Raw genomic sequence first — 7,145 nt, forward strand, 5'->3', positions numbered from 1 at the left:
CCCTTGCGAATTACTCTTCCGGTGCATCGGGGAAAGCCTGCTGGGTGTAACCACCCCGCAGCGTTCCCTCGAGATAGGCGGTCTTGCACGCGCGGCGCGCGATCTTGCCGCTGGAGGTGCGCGGGATGGAACCCGCGGGCACCAGCAGCACGTCGCGCACCGTGACGCCGTGGCGCTGGGAGATCGCCGCGCGCACCGCGTCGGCGATCGGGCCGGGGACGGCCTTGCCCGCGCCGGGGCCGCGCTCGGCCACGATCACCAGCTGCTCGGAGGCGTCGTCGGCGTCGAACTTCAGACCCGAGTGGCTGTCGGCCTCGAAGACCTCGGCGGGCAGCTGGTTGGCGGGCACCGAGAACGCGGCGACGAAGCCGGGGCGCAGCGCGTTGCTGGCCTCCTGCGCCGAGTACTCGAGATCCTGCGGGTAGTGGTTGCGCCCGTCGACGATCACCAGGTCCTTGACGCGGCCGGTGATGTAGAGCTCGCCGTCGAAGTACACGCCGTAGTCGCCGGTGCGCATCCAGTTCGCCTCCGGCTCGGTGCCCTCGGCGTGGCTGCCCTCGGGCTGGCGCTCGGCGACCCGGTTGCGGAAGGTCTTCTGGGTCTCCTCGGGACGGCCCCAGTACCCGATGCCCATGTTGTTGCCGTGCAGCCAGATCTCGCCGACCCGGCCGTCGGGCAGCTCGCGGCCGCCCTCGGGGTCGTCGACCGACTCCGGGTCCACGATCACGGCCCACTGCGACAGCGCGACGTAGCCGCAGGAGACCTGCGCGATGGCGTTCTCCGCGCCGGGATCGACCTTCACCATGCGACCGGCGTTGAGCTCGCCGCGGTCGACATAGGTCACCTTGGCCTCGTCCTCGGCCTTGGTGGCCGAGACGAACAGGGTGGCCTCGGCCATGCCGTAGCAGGGCTTGATGGCGGTCTTCGGCAGGCCGTACGGGGCGAACGCCTCGTTGAACTTGCGCATCGAGGACGTCGTGACCGGCTCGCTGCCGTTGATCAGGCCGAGCACGTTCGACAGATCGAGCGACTCGCCGTTGCGGGGCAGGCCGCGCGCGGCGGCGTGCTCGAAGGCGAAGTTCGGCGCGGCCGCGAAGGTGCCTGCGCCGTCGGAGACCGCGGCCAGCTCCTTGATCCAGCGGTACGGACGGCGCACGAACGCGCTGGGCGACATGATGGTGATGTACTTGCCGCCGACCGCGGGCAGGATGACCGTCAGCAGGCCCATGTCGTGGAACAGCGGCAGCCAGGTGACGCCGCGGGAATTCCAGTCCAGGTTCAGCGCGTCGACCATCTGCAGCAGGTTGGTGGCGACCGCCCGGTGCGTGATCTCCACGCCGGCGGGCACCCGGGTCGAGCCCGAGGTGTACTGCAGGTAGGCGATGTCGTCGGCGGTGATGTCAGGGCGGACCCAGCTCTCGCCGACACTGTCGGGAATGGCGTCGACAGCGATGATGCGCGGGCGCTGAGCGGCGGGCAGCGAGCGGAAGAACTGGCGCACGCCTGCGGCGGAGGAGCTGGCCGTGAGGATGGCCGAGGGCTCGCAGTCCCCGAGCACGGCGTGCAGACGGTCGGTGTGACCTGGCTCGTCGGGGTCGAACAGCGGCACGGAGATCGCACCGGCGTAGATCGCGGCGAAGAAGGAAACCACGTAGTCCAGGCCCTGTGGGGCGAGGATGGCGACCCGGTCACCCCGTTTGGTCACCTGCTGGAGTCGGGCGGCCACCGCGCGCAGCCGGACACCGAACTGTTGCCAGGTCAGCTCGTGCACCTCGCCATCGCGTTCTCGCGAATAGTCGATATACCGGTACGCAAGCGTGTTGGCGTCGTTTCGGGTGTGCTTCTCGACGTGATCAACCAGGGTCTGACCCTCGGGAATTCGGATGTTCCCGGTTTCGTCCAGGTAGTCGTCGAAAGTCTCTTCCATTCCTTCTTCTCCTCCGAGGCACACGCAGCATGACGGCGACACCGCCGTCGTATCTGTGGGGCCTCGACTCGCTTTCGCCCGCGGGTGCTCTACATCGCAGAGTCAACCTGCAGATTTCGTGCGGTCTGCGCGGTGACCGCCTTATCGGCTAGATGTCCTCAAACCAGGGTCATGTTACAGAGAAGACCCGCTCACTCATCCCTCAGCAGGGGGATGACGGGAGCAAAGGCGTCCATCTGGGTGGGATAGATGCCCACATAGGACATCGACGTGAGCTTGCGCACCCGCTTGATCTGTTCGGCGATCTCCTCGAACGTGCCGATCGCCACGTAGGGCGAGTCGAGCAGTTCCTCGACGGTGAGCTGCACGTCCACCTCGAGGTCGGGGGCCAGGCCACGATCGAGCGCGGACAGCGCCATCTCGGCGGTCTTCTCCCTGTCGTCGGTGATCACCACGGCGGTGATCGCCCAGTTCAACTCGATGTCGGCGAAGCGCTCGCCCGCGGCCTCGCGGACCAGGTTCACCTTCTCGATGGTCTTCTCCAGGGTGATCCCGGACAGCAGTCCCTTGCCCTCCTTGGTGGTCATCGGCACGACCGACACGATGTCGGCGTGCTTGGCCGCCAGGCGCAGCATCTTCGGGCCGCCACCGCCGGTGCACAGCGGCGGCCGGGGGCCTTGACGCGGTCTCGGCGTCCCCTTGACCCCGTCGACCTGGTAGTACTTGCCCTGGAAGGTGCACTCCTGGCCGCGCAGCAGCACGTCGAGGATGGTCAGGGTCTCGTCGAGCTTGGCCAGGCGGACACCCGGGCTCTCGTAGGGCAGGCCCGCGGCGCGGAACTCGTCCTGCTTCCAGCCCGCGCCGACGCCCACCTCGAGACGGCCCTTGGAGAGCACGTCGATGGTGGCCAGGTCCTTGGCCAGCACCACGGGGTGGCGGAAACCGTTGGCCAGCACCGAGGTGCCGAGCCGGATCTTGCTGGTGGCCTGGGTGAGCGCGCCGAGCGCGGCGATCGGGCCGATCTGGTCGCCGAGGTGGTCGGGCACGACGAAGGTGTCGTAGCCGTACTCCTCGGCCTGCTGGGCCAGTTGGACGAACTTGCGAGCGCCGCCCTCCTGCTTGTTACCTTCGCCTGCTGCCGCGAAACGGAACGGGCGCAGCGGCGTGCCCAAGGCGGTCAGCTCACCGGCCGGTGCGGCGGCTTGTGTCATGGATACATGCTCCTGGCTGTGCGGAAATGCGGCACGACGACCTTCCCCGGAATCCGGGTCCGGTCGTGAATCACCAGCGCACTTTACAGCGTTCCGGCGATATGTCGTGTGGTTGTCACCGCAGCGGTTGCCCTGGCACACAACAGGGGTGACCGGTGTTGTGTGAGCTCATGCTTGTGGCCGGGAATACGGCCGCCGAGAACACGCTCGTGCACCGCGACCGGGGGTCACGAATGCGGTGGATGAGGCGCGCCGTCGATCAGCTCGCTCGCCCAGCCCACGGTCCACTGGGTGGCGGTCGTGCCGTTGTCGTCGACGACATGGGTGTTGTACAGCGCGTGCACCGGGTTGCCCGCGGCCCGCACCAGGGAGAGCACGCTGGGAACCCAGTTGACCGGGTTCAGCGCCTGCCGGGGCGAGTCGCAGATCATGTCGCCGGGCGCGCAGATGCTGTAGGTGCGCCCGGCCAGCTCGCCGAAGCCCGAGCGGGCGCCGGTCATGGTGATGCCGGGCACCTTCAAGCCGTTCAACGCGACCTCCGCGCCCTCGCCGGGCGCGGACGGGCCGACCTCGATGGCCTGGCCCGGCCCGGACACCCCGGTGCGCCTGCCGTCGGCCAGCAGCGCCACGCCGAGCACCCGCTCGGCGGGGACCGGGCCCTCGCCCGCGCCGATGCGCTCGGCCACGTCGCCCGCGATCACCGCGCCCTGGGAGAAGCCCGCGATCACGTAGCTGGTCAGCGGGCATTCCCGCGAACGTTCGGCCAGCACGTCGATGGTGCGCTGGGTGCCCTCGGAGCGGCTGTTGTTGTAGGACTGCTGGCCGTCCGGCGGGATCGCCACCGGATTGGAGAACTGGGCCACGTACGGCACGGTGTAGACGTCGAGGCGCTCGGCCGGGAAACGCTCACGCAGCGGCCCGGTCACGTTGAGCATCAGCGAGGCCGGATTGGCGCTCGGCGTGCGCGGGTCGTCGGTGCTGGCGGACTCCCAGGTGCCCGGCACCGAGATCAGCTGCACGTCAGGACAACTGGCGGGCTGGCTGGTCGGCGGCCCCGGCGGCTGCGGCCCTGGGCCCGGCACCTTCAGCCTGCCCGCGAGCAGGAACCACAGCAGCACGACCACCGCGATCAGCAGCGCGGCGATCAGCAGCGGCAGCAGACAGCCCACCCGCCGGAACCGGCGGGCGGACGACGACCCGCGACGCGCGCTCACTGGCAGTAGGTCTGCTTGGCCGTGTCGATGTAGATGCGGCCCGCTTCCTCGACCGACATCTTCGACGGGTCGAAGGAGGCGTCCGAGCCCGCCATCGCGTTGACGAAGGTGGTCAGGTCACTCTCCGGCGCGCCCGCGGCGACGCCCTGGCAGACGTAGGTGGCGACGCTGAGCGCGATGTCCGGGCTGGAGGGCTTGACGCCCTTCTCCTCCAGCGCGGCCAGGAACTGCTTGTCCTTGTCGCTGAGGCCGGAGGTGTCGGCCTCGGGAAGCTCCTCGGCGGGCACCGGCTGCGGACGCTCGGGCGCGACCGTCTCGGACTGTTCGGCCTGCTCCTGCTCCTGCTCCGGCTCCTGAGCCTGCGGCGCGCCGCTGTCCTGCTCACCCTCGGTGGTGGGGGCGGCCGCCGAGGTCGCCGTGGTGGTGCTCAACGTGGGCGTGCTCGACGCGGTCGATTCGTCGTCGCCGCAGGCGGCGAGCAGACCGGTGGCCGCGATCGCCACGGCGACGCCGAAAACCTTTCCACGAATCCGGTGCATGTATGTCTGTCCTCGATCTGTGCGCAAGGGGGTTCGGTCGGCCCCCAGGGTAACGGCATCTGCCGGACCCGGTCAGACGGAGTGAATCTCCGCCTTGCCGTCGCGCACCGTGACGAACCCGCCCTGGAAGTTCTGCTGCACTCCCCCGGAGACCGGGAATTCGTCGCTGATCGGGAAGCCGAGCCTGCCGTTCTCGAAGCCCTCGGCCTGCCAGGCGTCCATGATGGGACCGTTGCGCACCGCCCACGCGCCCGACAGCGGGCTCCAGTAGACGTTGCCGCCCTCGAAGCGGCTGAACCGGCCGAGATCCTTCAGCGGCGCCTCCTCGGCGAGCGGGAAGCCGAGCCAGCTGCTCTCGTAACCCATCTGCGCGTACTTGCCCAGGATCAGGCCCTGCACCCGGTACACCCCGGTGGCCGGGCTGTAGTAGAACGGCCCGCCCTCGAAGGCCTGCACCGCGCCGAGCTTGTTGGGCGTCTGCACCTCGGGGCCGATCGGGTAGCCGGCCGGGCCGCGCTCCCAGCCCTGCCTGCCCCATTCGGCCAGGATCGCCCCGCGCACCACCTGGGCGCCGGTCTGCGGGGTCCAGTACAGCGCGCCGTGCTGGAAGGACTGCACCCGGCCGCGCCCGTCGCCGAGATCCCGCTCGCCGCCGGTCGGCAGCCCGAGCACGCCGTCGGGACCGCCCGCGGCCTGGTACCCGCCGCCGATCATGCCGCCGACCGGGTGGGTGCCGCTCTCCGGCGAGGAGAACACCCGCCCACCGCGGAAGTCCTGGGCGACACCGCCTTTCACCCGATATTCGCCGGTCAGGCATTCGCCGAGCCAGCCGTTGGCCGCCACCACCGGTGCGATGGCGCCGCCGGGCGAGCACGCGGGCCGGTCCTGTTCCACCCCGAGCGCGGCGGCGGCCTGCGGCCAGGACTGGCGCATCTCGAAGTCCCAGTACGGCCAGCTGTGCGTGCCGGAGGGCCGGTAGTTCACCGTGGCGGGGATGTTCAGCTCGCCCAGCTTGGTGACGAAGTTCTGGGAGGTCAGCCTGGACAGGATCTCCAGGCCGGTGCCCGCGTAGTTGGTGCTCACGCCGGGGATGCCGGAGGCCTGGTCGAACGGTCCGGTGGTGCCGCTGCCGCTGGAGATGTAGAGGCTTGTCCCGCGCAGCTCCTCGGCCAGCAGATAGGGATCGTGTGCGGCCCAGGCGGGATTGGTGGGCGGGCCCCACATGGCGTCGGCGTCGAAGCCGCCCGCGTCGCGCATGGCGAACTCGATGGCTTGCGGCATGCCGAGGGTGGTCGTGGTCAGGAAACCGGAGTAGGAGGCGGCATAGCGGGCGAAGCCGGGGTTGCGCCCGGCCAGGAACATCGCCGCGGTGCCGCCCATGGAGAGCCCGGCCAGCCCGCGCGCGTCGGTGGCGCGCCACTGGCTCTCCAGCAGCGGCGGGAGTTCCTCGGTGAGAAAGGTCTCCCACTTGTAGGTGCGACCGTTGTCGGGGCGCAGCCAGTCGGCGTAGAAGCTGGACTGACCACCGATGGGCAGCACGACGGTCACGTTCTTGTCGGCGAAGAACTCCACCGCGCCCGCGTCCTTGGTCCAGCCGCTCTCGTCGTCGGCGGCGCGCAGTCCGTCGAGCAGGTACAGAACCGGAAACCTGGTGTCGGGCCTGGCATTCCAGTCGCGGGCCAGCAGCAGTTGCACCTGTACGGGAGCGCCCATCGAGGGCGAGGTGACCCACAGCGAGACACGCCGATCACTCAGCCAGACCGCCTGCTGGACAGTTGCTGCGGAGGCCGCTGCCGCGGGCTGAGCGGCCGCGATCGGCGCCGTCGGAGCCACTGTGACCGCCGCGGGCAGCACGAACATCGCGGCGACCAGGGCAAATCCACCGAAGCGCGAACTGGCGCCGCGACCGCGGCGCCGATTCGGCTTACTCCAAGCAAATCCGACCACCCGCTGTTTGTACCCCGGTCGGAGCGCGATTCCGGGTAAGGCGCGCCGCGTGTGCCCGAGCGGTGACCGGAACGAAGCGGCCTTGACAGACCGTCGAATCGTGATGCCGGTCACAGCAATCGGCGGCGCGGGCCGAACCCCAGGGCCGGGGAACGACGGAGGCCGGGGGGGGGGGGGGGGGGGGGGGGGGGGGGCGGGGGGGGGGCGGGGCGCGGGGGGGGGGGGGGCGGGGGGGGGGCGGGGCGCCCCCCCCCCCCCGCCCGCCGCCGCCCCCCGCGCACCGCGCGGGGGGGGGGGGGGGGGGGGG

General features: G+C 70.3%; 6 protein-coding genes. 1 reads left to right on the forward strand and 5 read right to left on the reverse strand.

What is annotated here, in order from left to right:
- Positions 1-10 precede the first annotated feature (10 nt).
- From fadD32 to QH283_RS07805, 5 genes are all read right to left on the reverse strand, one after another.
- Positions 11-1,927 (reverse strand): long-chain-fatty-acid--AMP ligase FadD32, encoded by a 1,917-nt coding sequence (gene fadD32, locus QH283_RS07785; RefSeq protein WP_280502342.1) that lies wholly within the window; start codon positions 1,925-1,927, stop codon positions 11-13.
- Positions 1,928-2,118: 191 nt separating this feature from the next.
- The gene (locus QH283_RS07790) at positions 2,119-3,138 is read right to left on the reverse strand and encodes an LLM class F420-dependent oxidoreductase (protein WP_280502343.1); all 1,020 of its coding nucleotides are present in this window, start codon (positions 3,136-3,138) and stop codon (positions 2,119-2,121) included.
- A gap of 227 nt (positions 3,139-3,365) precedes the next feature.
- Entirely contained in the window at positions 3,366-4,352 is a 987-nt protein-coding gene (locus tag QH283_RS07795) for a cutinase family protein (protein WP_280502344.1), read from the reverse strand.
- Complete coding sequence (locus tag QH283_RS07800; RefSeq protein ID WP_280502345.1) at positions 4,349-4,891, reverse strand: DUF732 domain-containing protein; 543 nt, start codon at positions 4,889-4,891, stop codon at positions 4,349-4,351. Before QH283_RS07800 ends, QH283_RS07795 begins: the two co-directional genes overlap by 4 nt.
- Positions 4,892-4,963: 72 nt before the next feature.
- On the reverse strand, positions 4,964-6,751 hold the full coding sequence (locus QH283_RS07805) for an alpha/beta hydrolase-fold protein (RefSeq protein WP_280502346.1): 1,788 nt from the start codon (positions 6,749-6,751) through the stop codon (positions 4,964-4,966).
- Positions 6,752-6,941: 190 nt separating this feature from the next.
- On the opposite strand from QH283_RS07805, the gene QH283_RS07810 reads away from it, so the two are divergent.
- Positions 6,942-7,145, forward strand: a 204-nt coding sequence (locus QH283_RS07810) for a hypothetical protein (RefSeq protein ID WP_280502347.1), incomplete at its 3' end; no start/stop codon positions are given.

Source organism: Nocardia farcinica, assembly GCF_029867845.1.
GTDB lineage: Bacteria > Actinomycetota > Actinomycetes > Mycobacteriales > Mycobacteriaceae > Nocardia > Nocardia farcinica_A.